Origin of the sequence: Bacillus sp. EE-W1, assembly GCF_009760835.1 — a bacterium.
Classification (GTDB): Bacteria; Bacillota; Bacilli; order Bacillales; family Bacillaceae_G; genus Bacillus_A; species Bacillus_A wiedmannii.
The window spans coordinates 1-23,767 of the sequence record NZ_WIPE01000064.1 but is presented as its reverse complement, the minus strand read 5'-3'; the positions used below and the strand labels follow the sequence as shown (position 1 = coordinate 23,767).

General features: G+C 34.6%; 26 protein-coding genes. 18 read left to right on the top strand and 8 right to left on the bottom strand.

Going from position 1 to position 23,767, the window contains the following annotated elements:
- Positions 1 to 491 precede the first annotated feature (491 nt).
- Positions 492 to 1,889: an HD domain-containing protein gene (locus GFJ36_RS14880; RefSeq protein ID WP_098230679.1), complete on the top strand. Its 1,398-nt coding sequence runs from the start codon at positions 492 to 494 to the stop codon at positions 1,887 to 1,889.
- Positions 1,890 to 2,084: 195 nt separating this feature from the next.
- On the opposite strand, the gene GFJ36_RS14875 is transcribed toward GFJ36_RS14880, so the two are convergent.
- On the bottom strand, positions 2,085 to 2,849 hold the full coding sequence (locus GFJ36_RS14875; RefSeq protein WP_087980697.1) for a DUF1836 domain-containing protein: 765 nt from the start codon (positions 2,847 to 2,849) through the stop codon (positions 2,085 to 2,087).
- A gap of 259 nt (positions 2,850 to 3,108) precedes the next feature.
- Here GFJ36_RS14875 and GFJ36_RS14870 point away from each other — a divergent pair, with 259 nt between their 5' ends.
- Both GFJ36_RS14870 and GFJ36_RS14865 read left to right on the top strand, forming a co-directional pair.
- Positions 3,109 to 3,558: a hypothetical protein gene (locus GFJ36_RS14870; protein WP_000914486.1), complete on the top strand. Its 450-nt coding sequence runs from the start codon at positions 3,109 to 3,111 to the stop codon at positions 3,556 to 3,558.
- Positions 3,546 to 3,854 (top strand): YxcD family protein, encoded by a 309-nt coding sequence (locus GFJ36_RS14865; protein ID WP_061679711.1) that lies wholly within the window; start codon positions 3,546 to 3,548, stop codon positions 3,852 to 3,854. Before GFJ36_RS14870 ends, GFJ36_RS14865 begins: the two co-directional genes overlap by 13 nt.
- Positions 3,855 to 3,878: 24 nt before the next feature.
- Here the strand turns inward: GFJ36_RS14865 and GFJ36_RS14860 are convergent, their stop codons facing one another.
- The 4 genes from GFJ36_RS14860 to GFJ36_RS14845 form a co-directional block, all read right to left on the bottom strand.
- Complete coding sequence (locus GFJ36_RS14860) at positions 3,879 to 5,114, bottom strand: NAD(P)/FAD-dependent oxidoreductase (RefSeq protein ID WP_087983833.1); 1,236 nt, start codon at positions 5,112 to 5,114, stop codon at positions 3,879 to 3,881.
- Positions 5,111 to 5,443 carry a (2Fe-2S)-binding protein gene (locus GFJ36_RS14855; RefSeq protein WP_087983834.1) on the bottom strand — a complete coding sequence of 111 codons (333 nt, stop codon included), beginning with the start codon at positions 5,441 to 5,443 and terminating at the stop codon, positions 5,111 to 5,113. Before GFJ36_RS14855 ends, GFJ36_RS14860 begins: the two co-directional genes overlap by 4 nt.
- Positions 5,440 to 5,712: a (2Fe-2S)-binding protein gene (locus tag GFJ36_RS14850; RefSeq protein ID WP_048525929.1), complete on the bottom strand. Its 273-nt coding sequence runs from the start codon at positions 5,710 to 5,712 to the stop codon at positions 5,440 to 5,442. The genes GFJ36_RS14855 and GFJ36_RS14850 overlap by 4 nt, the downstream gene beginning before the upstream one ends.
- Positions 5,713 to 5,785: 73 nt before the next feature.
- Entirely contained in the window at positions 5,786 to 7,447 is a 1,662-nt protein-coding gene (locus GFJ36_RS14845; RefSeq protein WP_087983835.1) for a sigma-54 interaction domain-containing protein, read from the bottom strand.
- Positions 7,448 to 7,628: 181 nt separating this feature from the next.
- Here GFJ36_RS14845 and GFJ36_RS14840 point away from each other — a divergent pair, with 181 nt between their 5' ends.
- The 7 genes from GFJ36_RS14840 (at position 7,629) to GFJ36_RS14810 (ending at position 15,288) form a co-directional block, all read left to right on the top strand.
- Positions 7,629 to 8,804: an NAD(P)/FAD-dependent oxidoreductase gene (locus GFJ36_RS14840; protein ID WP_097891952.1), complete on the top strand. Its 1,176-nt coding sequence runs from the start codon at positions 7,629 to 7,631 to the stop codon at positions 8,802 to 8,804.
- Positions 8,801 to 9,838: a proline racemase family protein gene (locus GFJ36_RS14835; protein ID WP_087983837.1), complete on the top strand. Its 1,038-nt coding sequence runs from the start codon at positions 8,801 to 8,803 to the stop codon at positions 9,836 to 9,838. The genes GFJ36_RS14840 and GFJ36_RS14835 overlap by 4 nt, the downstream gene beginning before the upstream one ends.
- Positions 9,835 to 10,776, top strand: a complete 942-nt coding sequence (locus GFJ36_RS14830) for a proline racemase family protein (protein WP_097891958.1) — start codon at positions 9,835 to 9,837, stop codon at positions 10,774 to 10,776. Before GFJ36_RS14835 ends, GFJ36_RS14830 begins: the two co-directional genes overlap by 4 nt.
- Positions 10,777 to 10,798: 22 nt before the next feature.
- Positions 10,799 to 11,695 carry a 4-hydroxy-tetrahydrodipicolinate synthase gene (gene dapA / locus GFJ36_RS14825; RefSeq protein ID WP_097891961.1) on the top strand — a complete coding sequence of 299 codons (897 nt, stop codon included), beginning with the start codon at positions 10,799 to 10,801 and terminating at the stop codon, positions 11,693 to 11,695.
- Between the two features lie 18 nt (positions 11,696 to 11,713).
- Positions 11,714 to 13,198 (top strand): aldehyde dehydrogenase family protein, encoded by a 1,485-nt coding sequence (locus GFJ36_RS14820; protein ID WP_048547420.1) that lies wholly within the window; start codon positions 11,714 to 11,716, stop codon positions 13,196 to 13,198.
- Positions 13,199 to 13,328: 130 nt separating this feature from the next.
- Positions 13,329 to 14,819, top strand: coding sequence for an alanine/glycine:cation symporter family protein (locus tag GFJ36_RS14815; protein ID WP_087983840.1), 1,491 nt, complete (start codon positions 13,329 to 13,331; stop codon positions 14,817 to 14,819).
- A 103-nt stretch (positions 14,820 to 14,922) separates the two neighbouring features.
- Positions 14,923 to 15,288, top strand: coding sequence for a carboxymuconolactone decarboxylase family protein (locus GFJ36_RS14810; RefSeq protein ID WP_000399731.1), 366 nt, complete (start codon positions 14,923 to 14,925; stop codon positions 15,286 to 15,288).
- Between the two features lie 146 nt (positions 15,289 to 15,434).
- Here the strand turns inward: GFJ36_RS14810 and GFJ36_RS29640 are convergent, their stop codons facing one another.
- Positions 15,435 to 15,731 carry a hypothetical protein gene (locus GFJ36_RS29640; RefSeq protein ID WP_088063706.1) on the bottom strand — a complete coding sequence of 99 codons (297 nt, stop codon included), beginning with the start codon at positions 15,729 to 15,731 and terminating at the stop codon, positions 15,435 to 15,437.
- Positions 15,732 to 15,875: 144 nt separating this feature from the next.
- Between GFJ36_RS29640 and GFJ36_RS14805 the strand changes: the two genes are divergently transcribed.
- The 5 genes from GFJ36_RS14805 to GFJ36_RS14785 all read left to right on the top strand — a co-directional run bounded on the left by GFJ36_RS14805 (position 15,876) and on the right by GFJ36_RS14785 (position 20,910).
- Positions 15,876 to 16,379 (top strand): GNAT family N-acetyltransferase, encoded by a 504-nt coding sequence (locus GFJ36_RS14805; RefSeq protein WP_097891964.1) that lies wholly within the window; start codon positions 15,876 to 15,878, stop codon positions 16,377 to 16,379.
- 255 nt (positions 16,380 to 16,634) lie between these two features.
- The gene (locus GFJ36_RS14800; protein WP_088063704.1) at positions 16,635 to 17,150 is read left to right on the top strand and encodes a DinB family protein; all 516 of its coding nucleotides are present in this window, start codon (positions 16,635 to 16,637) and stop codon (positions 17,148 to 17,150) included.
- A gap of 247 nt (positions 17,151 to 17,397) precedes the next feature.
- Positions 17,398 to 18,063, top strand: coding sequence for a lytic polysaccharide monooxygenase (locus GFJ36_RS14795; RefSeq protein WP_048547409.1), 666 nt, complete (start codon positions 17,398 to 17,400; stop codon positions 18,061 to 18,063).
- A 162-nt stretch (positions 18,064 to 18,225) separates the two neighbouring features.
- Complete coding sequence (gene ppaC / locus GFJ36_RS14790) at positions 18,226 to 19,155, top strand: manganese-dependent inorganic pyrophosphatase (protein ID WP_000416840.1); 930 nt, start codon at positions 18,226 to 18,228, stop codon at positions 19,153 to 19,155.
- Positions 19,156 to 19,263: 108 nt separating this feature from the next.
- Positions 19,264 to 20,910, top strand: a complete 1,647-nt coding sequence (locus GFJ36_RS14785; protein WP_087983845.1) for a M3 family oligoendopeptidase — start codon at positions 19,264 to 19,266, stop codon at positions 20,908 to 20,910.
- 18 nt (positions 20,911 to 20,928) lie between these two features.
- On the opposite strand, the gene GFJ36_RS14780 is transcribed toward GFJ36_RS14785, so the two are convergent.
- Positions 20,929 to 21,126, bottom strand: coding sequence for a DUF4017 family protein (locus tag GFJ36_RS14780; protein WP_087983846.1), 198 nt, complete (start codon positions 21,124 to 21,126; stop codon positions 20,929 to 20,931).
- A 161-nt stretch (positions 21,127 to 21,287) separates the two neighbouring features.
- On the opposite strand from GFJ36_RS14780, the gene GFJ36_RS14775 reads away from it, so the two are divergent.
- Positions 21,288 to 22,493 carry a peptide ABC transporter permease gene (locus GFJ36_RS14775; protein WP_142346874.1) on the top strand — a complete coding sequence of 402 codons (1,206 nt, stop codon included), beginning with the start codon at positions 21,288 to 21,290 and terminating at the stop codon, positions 22,491 to 22,493.
- A 20-nt stretch (positions 22,494 to 22,513) separates the two neighbouring features.
- Entirely contained in the window at positions 22,514 to 22,963 is a 450-nt protein-coding gene (locus GFJ36_RS14770) for a DUF6884 domain-containing protein (RefSeq protein ID WP_087983848.1), read from the top strand.
- 67 nt (positions 22,964 to 23,030) lie between these two features.
- Here the strand turns inward: GFJ36_RS14770 and GFJ36_RS14765 are convergent, their stop codons facing one another.
- Positions 23,031 to 23,351, bottom strand: a complete 321-nt coding sequence (locus tag GFJ36_RS14765; protein WP_227557881.1) for a hypothetical protein — start codon at positions 23,349 to 23,351, stop codon at positions 23,031 to 23,033.
- A gap of 152 nt (positions 23,352 to 23,503) precedes the next feature.
- Between GFJ36_RS14765 and GFJ36_RS14760 the strand changes: the two genes are divergently transcribed.
- Positions 23,504 to 23,767 (top strand): helix-turn-helix domain-containing protein (locus GFJ36_RS14760; protein ID WP_157349670.1); only part of this gene is annotated, 264 nt, incomplete at its 3' end.

The following is a 23,767-nucleotide window of genomic DNA, read 5'->3' as shown; positions in this document are numbered from 1 at the left end:
TTGCACCTTCTAATTTATGTATTTTTGAATAGGTGAACCTAATACTTAATAACATAAAAGATTCACCATGTGTAGATTATACCTTATTTGTATAGAGGATTGCTATTTCAATTCTTTTATGTCTCTCATAAGTAGTATAGTACAGGATATGAGCTTAGTTTTCATGAAGAGATAATGAAAAGATTATTAAAAATTTCTTATATATAAATGATAATGTTATAGGCTTTTAATTTCCAAAGTGAGAAGAGTAATGTATGCATAATAAGAATTAAAATTATGGACTATTTTCTATTTGGGATAGAGATATGATTCGGCTGATAAAAACAAAAGTATTTCAAAGGGTGGCTTATAGGTTTGAAAATTAAAAAATAATTCAAGGAGAATAAAAATATAAATATTCTCTTATCACCTAGACAGGTACTTCACTTTCTAATAACGAATTATAATGTTAATAAAATTTTATAGAAAATTAACGTGATGAAGGTGAAAATATGAAAAAAGCATTATTAGAAAAGGCCTTATATCTACATAAAGCAGAAATCGAACAATTACATAAAGCTATATTAGTTTCTGAGAAAGCACATGAAGGACAATTTCGCGTTTCCGGTGAGCCGTATATTACTCATCCATTTGCAGTTACAGAAATTTTGTTAGATTGTAAGGCAGATATAATAACTTTAGTTGCAGCATTACTACATGATGTGGTGGAGGATACAGATTATACAATTGAGTATATACGTGATATATTCGGTAAAAAAGTGGCTGATATTGTAGAAGGGTTAACTAAAATTGATAAAAAACAAATCTCTAATAAAGAAGAGTATGAAGCAATAAATTTAAAGAAATTATTGTTAGCTACGCAAGGAGATATAAGAGTAGCTATTATAAAAGTGATAGATCGTCTACATAATATGAGAACTTTACAGGTGAAAGCTGTAAAGAAACAAGTTCCTTATGCAAATGAAACACTCAAAATTTTTGCTCCGATTTGTAAAAGATTAGGGCTATTACATGTTCAACACGAGTTAGAAGATTTAGGTTTTTATTATCTTAACCATTCTAAATATAAGGGAATGAGTATTCTTTTACAAAATTATGTTAAGTTATTAGAGGATTTGTCTCAAAATATTATGTTAGATATAAATAATTTTCTGAATACATCTTTAATATTTGAAGTCGACTATGAAGTAAGCCCTATTTATACAGCTTATTCTCGTCTCCAAGATATTCAAGACATTACAGCAGTGTCAAAAATAATTATCACGGCCTCAAATAATTTAGAGTGTTATAAAATATTAGGAATTATACATCAGCTATACAAACCAATTCCATATCAATTTGAAGATAATATAGCAATTGAAAGTGATGTATTAAACAGATACTTAAAGACCAAAGTGGTGATCAATAACCATGAAATAGTGATATGTATTGAAACAAAAATAAATCAAGAGATACGAGATAAAGGAGTATTTCATGTACTTACAAAAAGTATAACTGATAAGGAGATGCAAAATATAATTCATAAATTAATGGATCATTTTATTAAGACAAATGATCTAGTAACTCAAGATGCGGTTGAATTTTATGATTTAGTATCATATGAACTATTCCAAGATAATATTGTTGTATTTACTCCTAAGTTAGATTCCGTGAACTTACCGCAAGGTGCTACTGTAATTGATTTTGCTTTCGCATTAAACCCTAAGATCGCTAAGTATATGTCAGGTGCTAAAGTTAATGGTATAAACAAAACGATAACAACGAATGTTTCACATTTAGATATTGTTGAACTTGTGGTAACTGAAAATATTAGTAATGTAAGACAGGATTGGCTAAATTTTGCTAATAGCTCAAAAGCTCAAATTGAAATTTATAAAGAGCTACAATGATGAAGGAATGAAATTTATCGAGAAAGCCTGTTTGAAATTTAATAGAATGAGATGAGCATTTTTGAATTAATAATAGGCGATTATGGTTTTTTATAATTAATACCTAGAGAAAAAAGCATCAACCTGTTCTAAGTATGTAACAGATTGATGCTTGTTTTCGTTATAAAAAAATAGAAGCATTTCTGCTCCTATTTTTTACGGTTTCACTTCTAAATTTTGTAAAAATAAAGTTGCTGTTACGTAACGTTTCGCTAACATTTGTACATAAGCGGTATGTACAGAAAGGGTCGCAATAATAATAGCGTTACGAATTGCTTCACGTTGTTCGTTGTTAACCTGATCGAACTTGCTTGCAATTTTATCAGCTCTTTCTTTTACGATGTTTTCAATTGTATGGATTGTATCTGTTGCATTTAGTTGTAAGCAATTCCCTTGATTGAGTTCTTCAAATAGAGAAGAGTATGCTCCATATAAATGAACAGGATTGATTAAGTCATCACTTCGATCGGCTGGGTCATTTACGATAAGGCGTAATAGCTTACGAATGGATTCAAAATCAAGTGCTGTTTTTAAATCTTCAACAATGAATAGTAAGGCTGCTTGTTCAATTGAATATTTTTTTCCTTTTTGAGGAGAGCCAATCATTTCTTTTATATCTCGTTTCACCCAGTTTTGCATGGCCGTTACTGAGAAACTTGTATTTTCAATTTGATTTCCAAGCGCAACTATTTCATTTAATGAAAAACCAACGTCTGTATCTTCAATTTTAATTAGTTTTTCAAAAATAGGTGAAAGTGCGGTAGTAATAAAAGCAGTTACGCTTTGTCCGCTTTCAATATCTTTTTTATGTGACTTTGCCCACGCTTCTTGTAAAATACCGAGAGGCTTTTTCGTATTCCATCCTCTTAATGATAGAAGAAGGGTAGCCATTTCGTTTCGTGTGAGATGAAATGTTTCCATCTTTTCACCTCCAAAAATAATAAAAAGTTCTTATGAACCTATAATATGTTTTGTTTCATTTAAAGTCAATTCTGTTTTGCTTAATTTTTCCTTTGTCACCAAACTGTCGGAAGTAAATAATACTTGCATATTTCGACAAAAGTTCATATAATAAGTTCATAAGAACCTTTAAAATGTTTTTAAAAATAAATCTATCATTCTGAATTTACTAGAAAGGTAGATTTCACATATATCTATATAAAAGGAGAATGGATATAATATGTTGAAAAAACTTGTAGCAGTCATGACAGCATTCATGGTTATCTTTGGAGCTAGTAGCTTCATGTTTGTAGATCACGCAGCAGCGAAGAGTTACAAATCTGGTAAAAAATCATACACACCAAGTTCTGGTCAAAAGTCAAAAGTTGATTTAAACAAAAAAGATAGTAACGTGAATTCACAAAAAACAACAACAGATTCAAAAACAAAAGCAACAAACACAGCACCAAAAAGTAATAAAGGAAGCTTTATGAAAGGTTTATTACTAGGTGGTCTTGGTGGTTTACTAATGGGTAGCTTATTTGCAAATATGGGAGCTCTTGGTTCTGTATTAGCGTTTATGGTAAACATGTTAGTAATGGCTGGTATCGTAATGTTAGCAGTTCGTGCATTTAAATACTTCAAAGATCAACGTAAGAAAAAGGAAGATGAAGTAGCATGGAAACAATAAAAATTTCTGAACAAGAACTTATCAATGCACTTTGCGTATATATCGCTGAAAAAAGACAAGTCGGTCCAGAAGAAGTTTTAGTTGAACTCATGTATGACGATGACTATGGTTTCTCTGCTGAAGTAGAGGTAAATGGTCGCAAACAAATTTTAATTCAAGCGAACTTAATTGAAGCATTGCGCTTATTACTTGACAGAGAATATAATGTCAATTCATTTGCAGCAAGATTACAACTTGAATTAGACGATGAAGAAGGCATTTACGCATTAGCGAAATTTAATAACTCGGAAGAGTAGAAAAAAGAGCTGTTGAGAGTAATCTCAGCAGCTCTTTTTAGTATGTGCATATGCCAGGGAATAATCACGCCAAATTTCATTCATTTTCCGTCTACCAACATCAATCATCGGGTTAAATTGAATGGCAGCTTGTTGACGTACGGCGTGTACATGTTGGATCGCTTGTTGTATGTGTTGTTCAATAGTATGAGCTTTTTTATTTGCTTGTTTTACGATAGAATACCCAGCAACATTCCCTTGTGCCATTGCGATTTTCCCGCTTTCAATGCCAGTTATATTGCCGGCGACAAATAAACCGGGAAGAGGGGTTTCCATTGTTTCGGAATGCAGTGGAACATGTCCGCCTAATTCCGGAATGTAACGGAAAGGACAGCCAGCTACAGCAGCAAGCTCAGCAAGAGGGTATAAGCCACCGGCAATACAAACGAAGTCTGCCTCATATATTTGTTCCGATCCAGTTATGATGTTTCCTTTCGTATCAATATTGACAACGCGTACACCTTCAACTTGATCTGTTCCGATAATTTCAAGAGCTGCTTTTCGAAGGTGAAGAGGTGTGCCGTTTATTTTCATACCTTTATTTGGATAGAAGTTTAATCCAACTTGTTTCGCCCAATTATATTTCATCAATCGACTACCTATACGTAATAAAGGTGATGGGGCAAGGTGGGCAGCATGTAAGAGAGAATTTAATACTTCTTCTGGTTCACTAGCCTTTTGACTTAATTCACTTTTTTCAGGAAGTACGATATGTTCCACTTTAATTCCTGCTAATTGTAATTCATTTAAAATGGCGAATGACAAAATGTTAGCACCAATAATGATTCCTTTTTTCCCAACTTGAACGCGATGTACATTTGTCATTACTTGGGCGGCCCCGATTGACATAACTCCTGGAATTGTCCAACCAGGAAGGGGAATGGAGTACTCAGCAGCTCCAGTAGCAAGTAAAACGAAAGGTGCTTCTAACGTACCGATATTCGTATGTACGAGCCAAGAACTTCCATCTTTATCTAAATTATAGACGGAAATGCCACATCGAATATGAACTGAAAGAGATTGTGCTTCTTCGTAAAGGCGTTTTGATTCTTCTATCCCGTTCCACCATTCTCCAGTAGGTTCTTGATGTAATTGACCGAGCAATCTTCCGCCAGGCTTCATAAATTCATCAATAACAAGTACATTCAGTCCAAATCGAGCGCAAGAGATGGAGGCTGATAAACCTGCGGGTCCAGCTCCAATAATAATGACATCGTTCATCGCTTTTTCACCATCTCTCTCACGATATTTGGATGCTGTTTTCCGCTGTCAACAATCATATCTTTTTCTACAACAGTTAAGCATGCTCGTACGTTCGTTTGATTATTTACTGTGACGCGGCACTCAGAGCAATGTCCAATATTACAGTAAATACCTCGCGGCGTCCCACTATCCTCATGCACTCTTAAAGTTCTTATTCCGTTTGCGAGTAAAGCGGCCGCAATCGTTTCATATTCATAGGCTTCATATTGTTGCCCGTTAAATTGGAAAGTGATGCGTTTACTATTATTTAAACTCCCTAAAATAGGGTGATGGGTAATTCTATTCATTGATTTTCACCTACCGCTCCAAAGGTAACTGCGCGCACAGGTGGTTGATATTTTAATGGGATTTCATTAGTAGTTACGTCAGGATTTGCACTTTCAATCATTCGATCTATCATCATTCTGCATGTGCGGCCACCGCAAAATCCCATGCCAGCACGTGTTCTTAGTTTTAATTCTCTTGCCGAGCATTTATATTCAGCAATTGTCGATTGAAGTTGACCGTATGTAACTTCTTCACATCGACAAACAATTAAGTGATCTTTATTCGTCATATGTATTCCTCCTCTAGTTCGGTTTGCACAAATTATATAATGCAAAAACTATGCCAATATAGAGGAGGAAGATTTATTGTAACCCAAGTTTTTTTAATCGGTTATATAAGGTAGCCCTCGTAACACCAAGTTGTTTCGCGCACTCTAATTTATTCCCATTTAAAATGCGTAAAGCCCTCTCAATGACTTTCTTCTCATGTTCATCCATTTCTTCTTGCAAAGAGAGGATTGTATTATTGTTGCTGAGTAATAGAGAATGAGCCGTAGTATTTTCTACCGTTTCAGTTGTATGGAATGGTAAATATTCTTGTTTTATAATACCGTCAGTCGCAAATACGACAAGTCTTTCAACAACGTTACGAAGCTCGCGAATATTACCTGGCCAATTGTAATGAAGTAGCTCATGCATAATGCTGGAAGGTAAGTCACGAATTGGTCTGTTGTAATTGATTGAAAAATCGTTTAAGAAAGAATAGGTTAATTCAATAATATCCTCGCGTCTTTCTCGTAGCGGTGGAATATGCAAGCTAACTACATTTAGGCGATAGTATAAATCTTCTCTGAACGTGCCTTTTCTCATTTCCTCTTGTAAATCACGATTTGTAGCGGCGATAATGCGGAAATTAATATGAATTTCTTTTTCTCCACCAACACGGTAATATTTTCGTTCTTGTAGTACACGCAAAAGCTTTACTTGCATGTCGAGTGGCATTTCTCCTATTTCATCAAGGAATAGTGTGCCGCCTTGCGCAAGCTCTATTTTACCTTTCTTACCTTTACTATTTGCACCAGAAAACGCCCCGCGTTCATACCCGAATAATTCACTTTCAAATAACGCTTCTGGAATGGCGCCGCAGTTAATTGAAATGAAAGGTGCTTTAGCCGCCTCGCTTGCTTCATGAATCGCTTTCGCAAACACTTCTTTTCCAACACCACTTTCGCCGAGAATTAAAACAGTTGATTTCACCGAACAAACCTTTCTAGCTAATTGAATCGTTCTTTGTATAACAGGGCTCTTTCCATTCATCGCAAGGAACGGGTCTGATTCATCTTTATATTTTGCGACCTCTTGTTCTAATCGGTGCATTTCATGTGACATATTAAATAGCTTTTCATTTAAAGCGACTTGATTTGTAACATCAGTTTCTGAAACGACAGCTCCGATAATTTCATCGTTACAATATACTGGATTTGAATTAATTAATACGAACAAATCGGGACGAGGCTGATGGAACTGAGCGATTATGCTTTTTCCGTCATGTAATGATTGTAGGATCTCCAAATCTTTATAGTCAAAAAAGCGAGTGATAGGTTGTCCAATAATTTCATTATGATTGACTGAAAAAATCTTTTCGGCGCCATCTGTCCAAGTTCGAACGCATTCTTTATCATCGATGACTGTAACGGAAGAATCAGTTGTTTGTATTACGGTATTATAGAAAGATTGTAGTTCATTGTAAGACTTAACAAGAAACGGAATGATTTGCTGAGCCGTTATACAGCATATAGGCTCTTTATTTTCGTTTATTACGATAACGGTCATTTCATGAGAAAACGCGTCAATTAAAGTGTTGAATGAATCATCTTCATCTATAACTGCACAGTTGTATTTTTCTGTAGTAGAAGGGCTGTAATAAAACTTTTCGTTAACTTGCTCAATATGTCGCAAATTGTTTGTGTGATTAATTAATAAAGTTTTTAGAAATTCTTGTATTGTGGGAAATGAGAATGCCATATTGTCCTCCTATTATGTATAAAAATTTTGACAGTGATAAAAAAATAATACACCTATTTGTGATAAATTCAAAATATTTTTACAAATAAAAATATTATTTGTAAAAAGTATATATATGTAGAGTTGGCACATCAATTGCATAAAAGAAAGTGAGGGATTAAAAAGAAGGGAGGAATGCTACGTGAGGCACTGTGACGTTTTAATAATAGGTGGTGGAATTATAGGATGTTCAATCGCTTATTACACTTCAAAATACGGAAGAGACGTAACAATCATTGAAAAAGGAGAATTTGTCAGTGGGACTTCTTCACGGTGTGACGGAAATATTTTGGCTATTGATAAAGACCCAGGGTTTGATAGTCAAATGTCATTAGTAAGTCAAAAATTAGTAACTGATTTAAGTGAAGAGTTAGAGCACTCATTTGAATATAGGGCGCCAGGAAGTATTCTCGTATGTGAGTCGGACGAAGAAATGGAAGCAGCACAGCAATGGGTGAACAGTCAAAAGGAAGCTGGTTTACCATTTCGAATGCTTGATAGACAAGATATAAGAGAAGAATCGCCATTTTTCGCAGATGATTTATTAGGCGGATTGGAATGCGCAACAGATTCGACTGTAAATCCATATCTTCTTGCTTTTTCACTTCTTGCAGAATCGAAGAAGTTTGGTACGAAAGTTTTTAATCATACGGAAGTAAAAGAAATGAGAAGAGATATAGACGGTTCCTTTATTGTAGAAACGACAAATGGGACATTTACTGCGAAGCAAGTAGTGAACGCAGCTGGTGTGTGGGCTCCGAAAATCGGAGAAATGTTGGATGTAAATATTCCAATTGAACCGAGAAAAGGACATATTATTGTAGCATCAAGGCAACAACACGTTGGTTGCCGTAAAGTAATGGAATTTGGTTATTTAATTTCTAAATTTGGTGGGAAACGAAAAGTGGATGCTTTAACTGAAAAATATGGGGTAGCTCTTGTATTTGAGCCGACAGAAAGCCAAAATTTTTTAATTGGTAGTAGTAGAGAGTTTGTAGGATTTCATACGAGGATAAATAACGAGGTTATTAAATGTATTGCGAACAGAGCAATTCGTTTTTATCCGAAAATGGCGGATATGATGGTGGTTCGTTCATACGCTGGATTACGTCCGTGGACAGAAGACCATTTGCCAATCATTTCACGTGTGGAACATATCCCGAACTACTTTATAGCAGCAGGGCATGAAGGGGACGGCATTAGTCTTGCTGCAGTTACTGGGAAAGTGATTGAAGAGTTATTAAATGAAAAAGAAACAATCATTCCAATTGAACCACTTCGTTTGAGTCGTTTTACAGAAAGGGTGTTAAACGGATGAGGTCACAAAGAGTCTTTACGACAATTGATACACATACGGGCGGGAATCCAACGAGAACATTGATTAGCGGACTGCCAAAGTTAATTGGAGAGACGATGGCAGAGAAGATGTTACATATGAAAAAGGAGTATGACTGGATTCGCAAATTGTTAATGAATGAACCGCGTGGTCACGATGTAATGTCAGGAGCATTATTAACAGATCCATGTCATCCTGAAGCAGATATTGGTGTTATTTACATAGAAACAGGTGGATATTTACCGATGTGTGGTCACGATACAATTGGTGTTTGTACAGCTTTAATTGAATCAGGTTTAATACCGGTAGTTGAACCAATTACTTCGTTAAAGTTAGACACGCCAGCCGGCTTAGTTGAAGTGGATGTCTTTGTTCAAGATGGAAAAGCGAAAGAAGTTTCTTTCTGTAACATACCAGCTTTTTTACTGAAACATATTACCATACAAGTCGAAGGAATTGGAACTGTTAAAGCAGATATTGCGTATGGAGGAAATTTCTATGCCATTATTGATGCGAAGTCAGTAGGTTTAGAGTTAGTACCGGAAAATGCATCTACAATTATCGATAAGGCAATTCATATTAGAAATATCATAAATGAGAAATTTGAAATCATACATCCGCAGCATTCGTTTATTAGAGGATTAACTCATGTTGAATTTTATACAGATCCTACTCATGAAAGCGATCATGTAAAAAATACAGTTGTCGTTCCGCCAGGAGGAATTGATCGTTCTCCATGTGGTACAGGAACATCAGCAAAGTTAGCTGTATTATTCGCAAATCAAAAAATTGAGATGAATGAAGAGTTTATTCATGAGAGTATCGTGGGCTCTCTATTTAAAGGCTGTGTCATAAATACGACATTTGTAAAAAATATTGAAGCTGTCGTAACGAAAATTACCGGTTCAGCTTGGCTTATGGGGATGCACAGATTTTTTTACAATGAAAAGGACCCACTTAAAGAAGGCTTTTTGCTAATTCCGCCGATGGAACATGAAACGGAGGATGTAAAATGAACATTCAAAAAATGTATACGGCAGTAGACGTACATGTAAATGGTGAAGCATTTCGTGTAATGAAAGATGTACCATGCAAATACTACTCCAGTTTGGAACAATTAAACGAGCAATTTTCAGGTGAATTAGCAGAAGAAATGAAGCTCTTATTAAATGAACCACGTGGTTTTATCGGTTTAAATGGATGTATTGTCGTTCCTTCTATTCATACGGAAGTCGATGCAGCTGTATTATTTTTTAATCATGAAGGATCCATTCCCCTTCATTATGGAGGCATTGTCGCAGTAATAACGATGTTACTAGAAAGCGGGTATTTAAAAAAGAGAGAGACGAATCAATACAAAATAGAAACGTTATCTGGCATATTTGTAGTCCATGCGTATGTAGAGAATGATGAAGTTGTATCTGTTTCTTTTGAAAGTAAACTATGTTATGTGATTGAGCAAAATTTACAAACTGATAATATAAGTTACTCTCTCATTCAGGCAGATAAAGTATATGCAGTTGTAGAAAAGGATACGTATTCGCCAGAAATTCGTATTGAAAACATTTCTGAATTGAAAAAATGGGGAGAAGCTACACTTCAAACTATACAAAAACAATCACTTATAAAAAGGCTTATTTTAGTAGATTCTTCGCAGAAAGAAAAGAACCATATAAAGTCGATTACATTTCATGAAGATAACTTCATCGTACGTTCGCCAGGGTTTGTCTCTACTATTGTGTCTTTTGTTCATACATTATTTAAAAATGATTATATAGCGGATAAACCTTTTAAAAATGAAAGTATATTTAATAGCTTTATAACAGTGGAACAAGTGAAGAAAGAAGAACAAGGATACATTTTTCGCTTTGAAAGTAGAGGGTTTATTACAGGAATGCAGACGTTTCTATTAGACCCTACAGATCCGTTTCCGACAGGATTTTTATTAAAATAAAATAGTAAAGGGAGAGATAAATATGAAAAAAATTAAAGGGGCATTTCCAGTATTGATCACACCGATGGATGAGTTTCAAGAAATTAATTGGAACGGTGTAAAACAAAACGTAAACTATTTTATCGATCAAAAGGTAGCTGGCATTATTATTAATGGAAGTACAGGTGAGTTTGTTAGTTTATCAAAAGAAGAACGATTAAAAATGGTAGAAACAGTATTAAAAGAAGTTGATGGCCGTATTCCAGTCATTGTTGGAACTGCAGCAGAAACGACGAAAGAGACGATTGAATATACGAAACATGCAGAAGCACACGGAGCGGACTGCGCATTAATTATTAACTCATACTATTGTAAGCCGAAAGAAGAGGAAATTTATTTTCATTTTAAAGAAATCTCAAACGCTGTAAATATACCAATTATGTTATACAATAATCCGTTTACATCTGGTGTTGATATGAGTACAGAGCTCATGCTACGTATTGGAAAAGAATGTGAAAATGTTACACATATTAAAGAATCTAGCGGAGATATTCGTAAAGCAAGAGATTTAGTACGACAAGGCGAAGGTGCTTTTCAAGTCTTCTGTGGATCTGAAGATTTAGTTATGGAATCTTATTTAGTAGGTGCAACGGGATGGGTTTCAGTAGCAGGAAATATCTTGCCGGGACTTGTTACGAAAATGTATGAGCATTTCCAAAATGGTAAATTAGAAAAAGCTTGGGAAATAAACGATGCTATTTTACCTCTTTGCGAGTTTCTTGAAGGATCAGGAAAATATGTACAAATCGTTAAACGCTCAATGGAATTACACGGGCAGGCAGGGGGACCTTCTCGTTATCCGAGACTCGGATTAACTGAAGAAGAAGATCAAAAACTTCAAACGATTATTTCAAAAATTGCAGCTCATGCAGCTGTTTAAATAAGGAGGAGAGCATATATGTTAACGACAAACATTGAGCTGAGACCAAAAGTGAAAGCGTTTTTAAATGAAGAAATTAAAATGTTTATTAATGGTGAATTTGTACCTTCCATTAGCGGGAAGACATTTGAGACATACAATCCAGCAACAGAAGATGTTTTAGCTGTTGTATGCGAAGCGCGAGAAGAGGATATTGATGTAGCGGTAAAAGCTGCAAGATCTGCATTTGAATCAGGACCTTGGGTAGAAATGACTACCGCTGAAAGAGCGCACCTTATTTATAAATTAGCAGACTTAATTGAAGAGCATGGAGAAGAATTAGCACAGTTAGAAGCTTTAGATAATGGAAAACCATATCAAGTAGCACTGGATGATGATATTGCAGCGACTGTAGAAAATTATCGTTATTATGCGGGATGGGCTACGAAAATTATCGGGCAAACAATTCCGATTTCAAAAGATTACTTAAATTACACACGCCATGAACCTGTTGGCGTTGTAGGTCAAATTATTCCTTGGAATTTTCCACTCGTTATGTCTTCTTGGAAAATGGGAGCTGCACTAGCAACAGGTTGTACAATCGTATTAAAACCAGCAGAGCAAACGCCTTTATCGTTATTATATACAGCGAAGCTCTTTAAAGAAGCAGGTTTTCCAAATGGTGTTGTAAACTTTGTTCCAGGTTTTGGCCCTGAAGCAGGAGCTGCAATCGTAAACCATCATGATATTGATAAAGTAGCCTTCACGGGTTCAACAGTTACAGGGAAATATATTATGCGTCAATCTGCAGAAACAATTAAACATGTAACGTTAGAACTTGGTGGTAAATCACCAAATATCATTTTAGAAGATGCTGATTTAGAAGAAGCGATTAACGGTGCATTCCAAGGCATTATGTATAATCACGGCCAAAATTGTAGTGCTGGATCTCGCGTGTTCGTTCACCGAAAACATTACGAAACAGTCGTAAATGAACTAGTGAAAATGGCGAATAACGTGAAACTTGGAGCAGGTATGGAGAAGGAAACGGAAATGGGTCCACTTGTATCTAAAAAGCAACAAGAGCGTGTGCTACATTACATTGAACAAGGAAAAGCAGAAGGTGCTACTGTTGCTGCTGGTGGTGAACGGGCATTTGAAAAAGGATATTTTGTACAGCCAACAGTTTTCACAAATGTTACTGATGATATGACAATTGTGAAAGAAGAAATTTTTGGACCAGTTGTCGTTGTACTTCCATTTGATTCAACAGAAGAGGTTATCGAAAGAGCAAATCGCTCTTCATACGGACTCGCTGCGGGCGTATGGACACAAAATATTAAAACAGGACATCAAGTTGCCAATAAATTAAAGGCAGGAACAGTATGGATTAATGATTATAACTTAGAAAATGCAGCTGCACCATTTGGTGGGTTTAAACAATCTGGTATCGGTCGTGAGTTAGGTTCATACGCGCTTGATAATTACACAGAAGTGAAAAGTGTTTGGGTAAATATAAAGTAATAGAGAATCTAACTGTTAATAAATAGAGGGATGGAATAATAAGAGATGCGGACAACTGTAAGGTTTAATAATAGTTGTCCGTTTTCTTATATATAAAATAGTTTTCAAAAGAATGTTAAGGGGGATTTGGATGGAGCAATTAGTAGAGTGGTTAGTAGGGCAAGTATGGAGTATTGGGTTAGTTGTTTTTGCATTAGGGGCAGGTGTGTATTTTACAATTGCCACTCGTTTTCTGCAAATTCGTTATTTTAAAGAGATGATTAAACTATTATTTGAAGGGAAGAGCTCGGAGACGGGAATTTCATCCTTTCAAGCATTTTGTTTAGCCTTATCAGGTAGGGTTGGAATAGGTAATATCGCAGGGGTCGCGACAGCTATCGCTTTTGGCGGACCAGGAGCTGTGTTTTGGATGTGGGTAATGGCTCTTTTAGGAGCAGCGAGTGCATTTGTTGAATCAACATTATCTCAAGTGTATAAAAGTAAAGTTGGGAATGAATACCGAGGTGGTACACCATATTTCATTGAAAAAGGCTTGAAAATGAAATGGTTTGCAGTCATTGTAGCGGTTGTTGTAACACTTTCATATGGCGTTTTATTACCAGGTATTCAGTCTAGTAGTATCGCAGTTGGATTTGAAAACTCTAATGGCATTAGCAAATATATAACTGGAATATTATTAGTTATATTATTAGCATCAATCATTTTTGGTGGCGTAAAGAGAATTGCGGGCGTTTCGCAAATGCTTGTTCCATTTATGGCAATAGGTTATGTAATTGTTACATGTATCGTATTAATTGCGAATGTAACAGAAATTCCAAGTATGTTCGCTTTAATTTTCTCTAGTGCTTTTGGTGTAAATGAAATGTTTGGCGGAATCGTCGGTGCAGCAATCGCATGGGGCGTAAAGCGTGCTGTATTTTCAAATGTTGCTGGTGTTGGAGAAGCGACGTATAGCTCCGCTGCTGCTGAAGTATCCCATCCTGCAAAACAAGGGTTAGTTCAAGCGTTTTCTGTATATATCGATACAATTGTTGTATGTACAGCGACAGCTCTTATGATTTTAATAACAGGTATGTATAATGTTATACCTGAAGGGAAAAGCGCTATAGTAAAGAATATAGGGAATGTTGATGCAGGTCCAATCTATACACAACAAGCAGTTGAAACTGTTATGACAGGGTTTGGTCCATTATTTATTTCAATCGCAATATTTTTCTTCGCATTTACAACTTTACTCGCATACTACTATATCGCTGAAACGACACTTACTTATTTAGATCGTGAGCTTAAACATAGCTGGTTAAAACCAGTTTTAAAAATTGTATTTTTAATTATGGTTTACATCGGTAGCGTAGAATCAGCGTCGCTTTTATGGAATCTTGGAGATTTAGGAATCGGTAGTATGGCATGGTTAAACTTAATTGCGATTCTACTATTAAGTAAAATTGCAATAAAAGTGTTAAAAGATTATGAAGCACAGAAAAAAGAAGGGAAAGATCCAGTATTTGATCCTAAAAATGTGGGAATTGAAGGTTTAACGTTTTGGGAAGAAAGAAGTAAAGAAATTGAAAGGGAAAATTATAAAGAACAAACAGTAGAGGATGATAGTCTGAAATTATAGTTAAAATAAACTGAATATTCATTCTTTTATAGCGTTGTATATTGCCTTCTTTTCATCACATACTACAATAGGTACACATAATTGGAATGGAGGTAATAATAAAATGGAACACGAACAACATAGTTCAGTAAATGACGTTCTACATCATTATAAAGAAGGAATCGGTAGTTTTACAAACCAAATTCCTGAAATTGCGGAAACATATAATGCATTCACGCAAGCTTGTTTTCAAGAGGGTTCTTTAACGAAAAGAGAAAAACAACTTATTGCATTAGGAATTAGTCTAGCAACGCAAGATGAATATTGTACCGTTTATCATACAAAAGGTTGTCTTGATCAAGGGTGTTCAGATAAAGAGATTCTGGAAGCATGTGGTGTATCAGCAGCATTTGCTGGCGGAGCTGCAATGAGTCAAGCGGTAACATTAGTACAAGAGTGTTTAAGTGAACTGAAAAATCAGAAGCATTGAATGTAAAAGAACGTTTTAAACTTTATGTTTAAAACGTTCTTTTACTTGAGATTAAATTTGAGTATAAAAATTATCTAGTATGTGATGTATTAAAGTAAGAATTTTAAATGTAGTCGGAATGAGAAATCACAACTATTTATTTAGTTTTAAGATTTTCTAAAAAGTTTCAATTGTTTCATATAATCAATAGCTTTTGTTTTGTTCTTTTGTTTACATACATATTCAAATTCGTTCTTATCTCGATAATAACAATTCATTATTTCTTCTGTAAGAAATCCATCGGAAATAGCTTTTTTAATTGCGCAATGTGGTTCATTTGTATGAGTGCAGTTAGAGAATTTACAGCTCATAGATATCTCTTCGATATCTTCATAGCCAAGATTAAAGTTGTCCTCATGTTTTATTAAGTCAAAACCTGTTTTACTAATGGTTAATCCCTCCACCTTTAATACATTTTACAATGTATGTTTTCGATTTCCAGTCAAGTAATGCTTTTGCGTATGTTCTATCTAAATATATATTTCCTTTTTGTATTTAGTTATTCCTTCCTTAAAACTTGGTACAATGAAACAAAAGGGGGATTAGTAATGCAAAATGTAGTAATTGAAGAAATTAAGCAAATAAAAGATGATATGGAAGAGCTTTCTAAACTTTTGAAAACGGTTGTAGATGATGGGGCGTCAATTGGTTTTTTACCTCCACTGGAACAAATAGAATCAAAAAAGTATTGGGAAACTGTTTTAGCACCAGAAGTGATCTTGTATGTTGCTAAAATAAATAATGAAGTGGCAGGGAGTATTCAATTACATTTAGTTACAAAGCCTAATGGGATTCATAGAGCTGAAATTTGCAAGTTAATGACTCACCCGAACTTTAGACGTAACGGTATTGGACGTTCGCTTATGCAAAAAGCAGAGGAAAGAGCAAAGCAAGAAAATAGGTCTCTTATAGTGCTAGATACGAGAGAAGGAGACCCTTCTAATAGATTGTATAAATCATTAGACTATAAAGAAGTTGGAAAAATACCAGAATACGCAATATCTCCAAATGGTAATTTAGATGCAACGGTTATTTATTATAAAATGATTTAGTATTTTTATTTGAAAAGAGGGATATTTTTAAACGAAAAATCTGTTATTAGGTCTGAGTATTGATTTGTAAAAAGATTGATAACCCCCTGTATAATAGGGGTTTTCTTTTCATTCATTAACTTCATATTGAATGTTCAATTTGAGGGCCAATTTGTATAAGGTTTTAACAGTTGTATAAGAGGTATTACTTAAATAGGAATTTTGAAGTCTTTTGGTGAATATTAAATGTTAATCTAAAAGATGGAGGTTGCTGTGATGTTGAAACTGTTTCAATATAACTGGCAAGTTCGTGATGATTGGTTTACATGGTGCGAAGACATATCGGCCGAAGAACTGGTAAAGAAACGGGTCGGTGGATTCGGCAGTATACTACATACCCTATTTCATATTGTAGATGTGGAATATATGTGGATCTTAGGTTTGCGTGGTGAATCAGTGCCTGAGGAGCCATTGTTTGAAGAGTATGCCAGCTTACAAAAAGTGAAAAATCTTTCAGCTCAATACCACGGGAAAGTGAAGCCATTTGTGACCTCTTGGACAAATGAAATGGATTCTCGGAAACTTTCAAAAGCTGACTTCAATGAAGAGCCGATTAGCTCAAGAGACGCACCAATTAGGCGTCGAGTCATTGAATGTACACACGGAGAGTTAATACGTCATGTCATTGTCCACGAAATCCATCATATCGGCCAGTTATCTATATGGGCACGTGAAATCGGAAAGGAGCCAGTTTCCGCAAATCTGAGAGGGAGAGGGCTATTTGATAACTAGACTAACTTTGCCAATTTCGTAATTTATTTATAAACGAATAGTTTAATTGAGTATATTTAACACCGTCTATATTTCTCTAGCGGTGTTATTTGAATGTATCAATAAAATTTATATAATGTACTAAATGAATTTGAGAAAGTTTTTAGAGGGTTCTTTTCGTTATACTCCTTGACTTATAATGGATGTAGAGAAGATGACTAGCCGACTATAGTTATTTTCGCTTTATTATGGGAAAGGGGATGACGGGATGAGAACGAAAGGTTTACAGAAGGTGAAGAAAGTTATATTAAGTGGTGGTATATTACTTACGGGATTGTTAACTTTCGGTTTTTCAGAAAAAGCTTCAGCTCATGGATATGTTGAATCACCAGCAAGCCGTTCTTATTTATGTAAGCAAGGGGTAAATGTAAATTGCGGACCGATTCAATACGAGCCGCAAAGTGTAGAAGGAATAGGTGGATTCCCGCAATTAGGACCTTCTGATGGACAAATCGCAGGAGCAGGCCATTTTCCTGCTTTAGACGTTCAATCAGTTGATAGGTGGAAGAAAGTTACGTTAAACGGTGGGACGAATACATTCAAGTGGAAACTAACCGCACCTCATAGTACGAAAGAATGGAAATACTATATTACGAAAAAAGATTGGAATCCAAATAAGCCGTTAACAAGGTCTGATTTAGATTTAGTGCCATTCTATGTGAAAAATGATGGGGGAACAAGACCAGGAACTTCAGTAACTCATGAAGCGAATGTACCTACTGATCGAAATGGATATCACCTTATTTTAGCTGTTTGGGAAATTGCGGATACTGGGAATGCATTTTATCAAGTTATAGATGTTAACCTTGTAAATAACGGTTTAGCATCAAATTTTCCGCTAAATCATGTAGTGCAAGCTCCTAGCTTATTTTAAATAAAATATACATTTTGATCATCTAATTCATTTTAGATGATCTTTTTTTACGAAAAACGATGAAAAATATAGAAGAAAGTGCAATTATTTATAAAAAATTATGCTTTAAATATTGTCATATTTGCTTCTTTAAGATATCCTTTTCATGAAGAGGTGGAAAACATGGAAAAAGTACTAGTTTTCGGGCATAAAAACCCAGATACAGATGCAATTTGTTCTGCAATTGCTTATGCAGAATTGAAAAAAGAATTAGGAATGAATGCTGAGCCTGTACGTTTAGGCGAAATCAGCGGTGAAACTCAATTTGCGTTAGACCATTTTAAAGTAGAAGGACCGCGTTTTGTTGAGACAGTTGCAAGCGAAGTGGACAACGTGATTTTAGTTGATCATAACGAGCGTCAACAAAGTGCTAACGATATCGAGTCTGTTCGTGTGTTAGAAGTTATTGACCATCACCGTATTGCTAACTTTGAAACAAGCGATCCTATTTACTATCGTTGTGAGCCAGTTGGTTGTACAGCTACAATCTTAAACAAAATGTACAAAGAAAATGGCGTTACAATTCGTAAAGAAGTTGCAGGTTTAATGTTATCTGCAATCATTTCAGATTCTTTACTATTCAAATCTCCAACTTGCACAGAGCAAGACGTAGCAGCAGCTCGTGAATTAGCGGAAATTGCTGGTGTAGATGCTGATAACTACGGCTTAGAAATGTTAAAAGCTGGTGCTGACTTAAGCGGAAAAACAATGGAGCAATTAATCTCTCTTGACGCTAAAGAATTCCAAATGGGTAATGCGAAAGTTGAAATCGCACAAGTAAACGCTGTTGATACAAACGACGTTCTTGTACACCAAGCGGAACTTGAAAAAGTTATCTCTGCAGTAGTAGAAGAAAAAGGTTTAGACCTATTCTTATTCGTTGTAACTGATATCTTAACTAACGATTCTGTCGGTCTTGCGATCGGTAAAGCAGCAAACGTTGTTGAGAAAGCATACAACGTATCTCTAGAAAACAACACTGCTACTTTAAAAGGTGTTGTATCTCGTAAAAAACAAATCGTACCAGTATTAACAGAAGCATTCCAAGCTTAATTTTATTGAGTACAGATACACAGCAAGGACAAGTAGTCGGATTGGCTACTTGTCCTTTTCTATCTCTAAAAAACAGAAAATTAAAATTTTAAAACAGGAGGATTGTGTATGCTTAATGATTTGGAGAGTAAATTACAGTCACTTTTAGAGCGAAATATTACTTCTGTTTCAGAATTAGAGAGTTGGCTTTTGGATGAACTGAGTGTAACCGCTGAAATAGAAGAGGAGATAATAAGTAGTTTAATTGCCACGTATAGAGATACAAATGACAGAAATAAACGTAATTTACATATGTATAATCAAAATACAATTCAACCACTTTTAAAAAGATACAATGCGAAATTTGACCAGAAATTTAGAAAGTCTCCGTTTTCCGACTTATTAAATGAGCAGAAATACGGTTTTATGAAAAAAGCAAGATTGGTAAAAAGTAAAATGTTTAATGACAAGAACATTGCTCTTTCCATTAAAGAGCAAAAGCTTATTACGAAATATAGAGAAATAATGTCTAACATATCTATTAATTGGGAAGGAGAGCAAAAGACGTATGCATACGTAAAAGCAAAACTAGATAACCCCAATAGAGCTATTCGTGAAAAAGCTTGGTACGCTTTATGTGAAGCAAGAAGTATAGTGAAAATAGAAATAGATTGTATTATGAATGAACTCATACAATTGCGGAATGAGATCGCTTTACATGCAGGATTTAATAATTATAGTGAGTATGCTTTTAAACAAAAAAATAGAGATTATAGTATTAAAGAGTGTTATAAGCTTCATGAATCTATAGAAAAGTATGTTGTACCAATATGGGAACAGTTGGGGATTCTTTCTAAAAACAATCTCGGTGTAAAAAAATATCGCCCTTGGGACCTTACTCCATGTAAATTACCAAAAGCTCCATTCCAAAATGCTATTGATTTATTGAATGGGGTGGAAGAAATATTTCGGAAGACAGATTTATATTTTTATGAGAAATTTATTCATATACGAAAAACGGGATTAATTGACGTAGAAGAGCGTGAAAATAAAGCACCGGGAGCTGCTTGTTTTACCTTTCCTCATAGTAAAGAGGTTTTTGTGTATTCTAATTTTAGTCCATCATTTTATACAATTAACGCGCTAATACATGAAATGGGGCATGCATTTCATTTTTATAAACAATTTAACAATGATAGTAGCATGCAAGAAAGATATCTTCGTGAAGAGGTAGCTGAGCTTTATTCCCTAGGTCTTGAGTTGCTAGTAATGGATAAGCTCAATATCTTTTATAAGCAAGAGGATGAATATAAAGAAGTGCAGCGCGTACAATTATATCGTGCTTTGTCTTTATTAATGTCGTCAATCGCAGGAGATGTATTCCAGCACTGGATCTATACAAATCCAAACCATACATCAGAAGAACGTGATAAGAAATACGCTGAAGTATGTAAAAGGTATCAATATTCACCAGTCAATATTGTAGGATTAGAAGATGAAATCGGTGCAAGCTGGTTAGAGTCATTTCATTATGTTCAGTTTCCTTTCTATAAAATTGAATACGCAATTGCGCAAATAGGAGCAATGCAATTGTTTCAAATTTATCGAGAGGATCCAAAAAAAGCGATTGCTTTCTTGAAAGAGGGAGCGAATGCAGATTGGAATTTACCTATACAAGAAATATATGAAAAAACAGGTGTTACGTTTGACTTTTCGGAAGAAAGGATAGAAAGTACTGCAAGTGTAATTTTTGATCTAATAAATGAATTAAAATAAGGATAGCATTTGCTATCCTTATAACTGTTTGTTCGTAGATTTTTTCTTGTTTATATAAAATGTAATAATTGCAGTAATGAGGAAAATAGGTATAGCATATGCTTGCCCAACAAACAATTTCCAGCCAACATGATTATAGCCTTCAGATGCTGGAGCAATCATAGCGATTACGCAAACGATAATATAGAGTACTAGCGCAGGGATTATATTTTTCATTTGTTCACCTCCTTTTCATAAAATCATCACATGTATATTTGTATAATACATTATGGTTTGAGAAAAGATATATGTTTTTCTAACATTTATGTAAATAAAAGGGTTGTTATTAAGTGGAATAGAATAGGTGTATGTAGAATGATATAGGGGTGTTACATATAATGAACAATATATTAAATCGAATAAAGAAAGATGTAAGTATAGAATTATTGAATACGCTTTGGCCTGGTTTTAATAGGGCTGCATTTGCATTATATAATGATGAGCATGTGTATGTATTTCATCATCCATTATTTTTGAAAGGTGATGGTGAGTATGCCGTTTTAAAGCGAGATGACCAATTTAAGGCTGATACATGTATCTTATTAAAAGATTATCCAACTGCCATCGTGAATATGAATAGGCATAAAGATTATGAAAGTTTACTTGCGATTGTGGTGCATGAACTTTTTCATTGCTATCAATATTTGAATAAAGAAAGTAGATTTCCAAATGAATCTCTAGGATTTCTATATCCTATATTAGAAGAAAATATACAATTGCGAAATAATGAACGAATGTGTTTATATGATGCTGTGCATTGTAAGTCACAAGCTGAGAAATATAATTATATTAAGCAATTTATTGAACTAAGAGAGCAAAGAACTAGTTTTATGAAAGAAGAGTTTATAACATATGAGTGTATGGTTGAAAGTATAGAGGGGCCTGCTTGGTATGTAGAAATGAACGCTTACAATGCAATATGTGAAAAGGATGAAAGCGAAACATTACGAAAATATAGCGGATTTATTTTAGATGCATATGAAGCTAATTATAACATTAGGAAGAGCTGCTATAGCTCAGGAATGCTTTTATGTTTATTATTAGATGAAATCCTTCCTAACTGGAAAGCGAGCTTTTTTAATAGTGATAAATCGTTATATGCCTTTTTAAAACAAAATATAAATGTGGATTTGAGTTTTAATAATGAAATTGCAATAAGTAAAGAAACGAAGCAAATCCTTCATTTTGTTCAAAACGAAAGAGACAAGGATTTTAAACAATTCTATAAAGAAAAAGGGTATCATCTGTATATTGTAGGTAATATGAAATTAAACATGTTTAATCCAATGAATGTAAATTTAAACGGAAATAAAGCATTACATAAAACCTTTTTAAGTGTGAGTATACATAATAAAACATATATGATAGATCAACCTGTTTTAGCATCTTTTGAAGAAGATTTTAAAAATATGAAACAAGTTCATATTATAATGAATGAAAAACCGATAGAAACAAATAATGGATGGAACGTAGTGGGGATTGGAGATATAGAAGGTGAGTATGAAGAAGTAGAGAATTCTATATTTTTATATTTAAAAAGTTAGAAGAGAGGTAAGAAATTTAAATGAAAAGGTTATGCATAATTCCATGCGGGAAAAAGAAGATTTGGGATAAGTATCCAGATTACGGATCGATGGAGGCAAAAGATGTATATATTAGTCCATTCGGAAAAGCATGTCAGGCATATGCAACTATGTTTTTCGAGAATTGGGTTATCTTATCGGCGAAGCATGGATTTTTAAGACCAAATGATATTGTTCTAGAAAACTATGACCTTGCCTTTGATTCAAAGAGCGATGAGATTATTAGCGTGGAACAATTAAAACAACAGATGATTGAAAAAGACTTGCTTCAGTTTGATGAAATCGTTTTACTTGCAGGCAAGAAGCATAAGAAAGTAGTGACACAATTATATGCAGAAGAAATTATTACGTATCCGTTAGCAGGATGTAAAGGGATTGGGTATATGTTGCAGAGGTTGAAAGGGGCTGTTGGGGAAGGGAAGGAACTATAGTAGAAAAGTAATTGGTGTTTCAATGGTAAATAATAAAATCGACTCAAAAAAGAGTCGATTTTATTATTTAAAACTTAATTTTATAGTTAAATGGTTCAAGAGTTATATCATAATTTTCACTCGAACCTTCTAGTATTAATTGCAATTCACCTTGCTCAATTGGGAGTTTAGGGAATGTTAAAACAGCATCACTAGTTACGCCAGGCATCATGCCTTGTGGGATTTTAGGATATTTTGCTTCATAGTTGTCTTGGTATTCTAGTTGTTGACCATTTACGATTAATTTGGAGTTAAAATCGTAGAAATTAAACGCTGCAGTTGCATCATTTTTAGCCGTGAAATATACTAGTGTTTCTTTATCAGCAATTTCAATTTTTTTAACAATCATTTTATAACCATTATGGTCTTGCTCTTGATTTACTTCAATAAGAGGGGGATTTTGGTATAACAATGAAAGTAGATAATAATCTTGTAGTGTTCAGGTTGTGTGATCACCGTCATAGCTTATGGAAAATGAAGCGGAAAATGAGGTGAATGGATATGCTAAAGCAGAATAAGGCGTATAAATTTCGTCTGTACCCAACAGAAGAACAAGCACATCTCATACGAAAAACATTCGGGTGTGTACGTTTTGTGTATAACAAAATGCTGGCTGAACGAATAGAAGTATATGAAAAATATAAAGAGAATAAGGAAGAACTGAAGAAACAAAAATTCCCTACTCCTGCGAAATACAAGGCGCAGTATGAATGGTTGAAAAAAGTCGATTCCTTAGCTTTGGCCAACGCGCAATTAAACTTGCAA